This window comes from Nitrospira sp. BLG_2, from assembly GCF_049222245.1.
The window spans coordinates 1-1662 of the sequence record NZ_JBLYIG010000255.1; the positions used below are offsets into that span (position 1 = coordinate 1).

Genomic DNA, 1662 nt, shown 5'->3' on the forward strand with positions numbered 1-1662 from the left:
GATGATTCTTGACCACCGTGGCTCCCCCCGCCCCTCCCGTACCTCCTAGAAACCCACCGATAGACACTGGTCCCTGTGCGACAGCGAAGACTTGTTGGTTGGCAGCTTTCAATGGTGTCAGCAAGAGCGTACCACCTTGCAGACTCTTCGCATTTGCCATGGACGATACAACCGCGTCCAGCGTCATACCAGGCTTCGAAAACGGAGGAAGCTTGGCGGTCACCATGACCGACGCGATATTTCTCGTCAGCAATTGAATCGGATCAATTACAAGATTAACCCCCATCTTGTTCAACATGGACATCATCGCCTGAATCGTGAATTGTCCACCGATGACTCGGTCTCCGGTACTATCGAGACCGACCACTAACCCGTAGCCGATCAGCTGGTTCTCGCGCACCCCCTCGATCACGCCGATGTCCTTGATCCTCACGGCATCGGCCGTGAAGGGACAGACGAGTGTCCCCGTGAGAACCACCATATTGATCAAGAGTGACAAGTGTGAACGCATATATGACGGACCTATCGTATCCTCTAACGTTTGGAAAACAATGAATGCGATCTTCGTCCCAGTACGATGCGCGACAGCCATCCCTGCTCTATGGCCACATCATTGGTGCGGTCCTGATCAACATTCTCTACCACATGGAATTGGGTCAGGCGCACCTCAGGCGGACTGGAATCAGCCCGCCGCACAACGCCACTTTGCACCATCATCTGCAGTGAATCGAGATTGAGCGAACGCCGTTTTGGCGCGCTCCTTCTCCCCGCTTTACGTCTCAATGGAGCCGGCATTGGACCCCCTTCATCAAAATGGATAGATCCAATCAAGAATACGAACAAACCATCCTGGTCGCTGTACATCATCGAGGACACCAAGGCCGGAATATTCAATCTTGGCATCGGCAATGGCTGAGGACAGAACCGTATTCTTGGTATCAACATCTACCCGACGGACGATTCCACCGATACTCATCAGTTGTTTTTCACTGTTCACGCTGACCTCTCGCCGGCCCTCGATGCGAAGATCACCGTTCGGCAGTACCTCTGTCACGATCGCCGAGATGGTTCCGGTCAGTGTTCCAGTCCGACTCGTGGCTCCTTTTCCGCCGAATTTGCTGTTGGCGTTGGCATTGATCCCCATTCCACGACGTGTCTCATCACTAAATCGTATGCCTGGTATTCCGATATAGCCCATGCCGCTCCCGATCAGGCTATTTTGGATCGTCGATTCGCGTTGCGCCGCGGTGTCGGCGGATTTTGATCCCTTGTGATTTTCAACGATCTTAACGGTGAGAATGTCGCCGATGCGCATGGCACGAAGATCTTCATAGAGATACGCCCGTCCATTTTCCTCCTGCCACAAGGATCCCACAGTCTTTGGTGGAGGAAGAGGAGCCACAGCGATCTTGCTCGAGACATCCGGAGGACTCGAGCATCCCTGAAGCAGAACGACGACAGAGGCGCACAGCCAACTTATCGATGATTGGTGGGAGAACCAAGTTCCGTTGCCAGGCTTGAGCGGTGCTTTCTTGTGAGCCCTCGCTCCCGACCATGCAACAAGCTTCTCTGACCTCACGATCTCCTTCGACATCTGGTTAAAACTCCACCTGAACGAGGCTAGGGCCGACTACCTTGGCCGTCAGTTCCCTGCCGGAATCC

3 protein-coding genes are annotated in these 1662 nt (G+C 53.9%); 1 reads left to right on the forward strand and 2 read right to left on the reverse strand.

The features are described 5' to 3' along the window. A partial coding sequence (locus tag ACOSYY_RS06985; RefSeq protein WP_421661547.1) for a flagellar basal body P-ring protein FlgI occupies nucleotides 1-481 on the reverse strand: 481 nt, incomplete at its 3' end. Between the two features lie 74 nt (nucleotides 482-555). Here ACOSYY_RS06985 and ACOSYY_RS06990 point away from each other — a divergent pair. Further along, nucleotides 556-726, forward strand: a complete 171-nt coding sequence (locus ACOSYY_RS06990; protein WP_421661548.1) for a hypothetical protein — start codon at nucleotides 556-558, stop codon at nucleotides 724-726. Nucleotides 727-808: 82 nt separating this feature from the next. On the opposite strand, the gene ACOSYY_RS06995 is transcribed toward ACOSYY_RS06990, so the two are convergent. Beyond that, nucleotides 809-1579, reverse strand: a complete 771-nt coding sequence (locus tag ACOSYY_RS06995) for a flagellar basal body L-ring protein FlgH (protein ID WP_421661549.1) — start codon at nucleotides 1577-1579, stop codon at nucleotides 809-811. Nucleotides 1580-1662 lie beyond the last annotated feature (83 nt).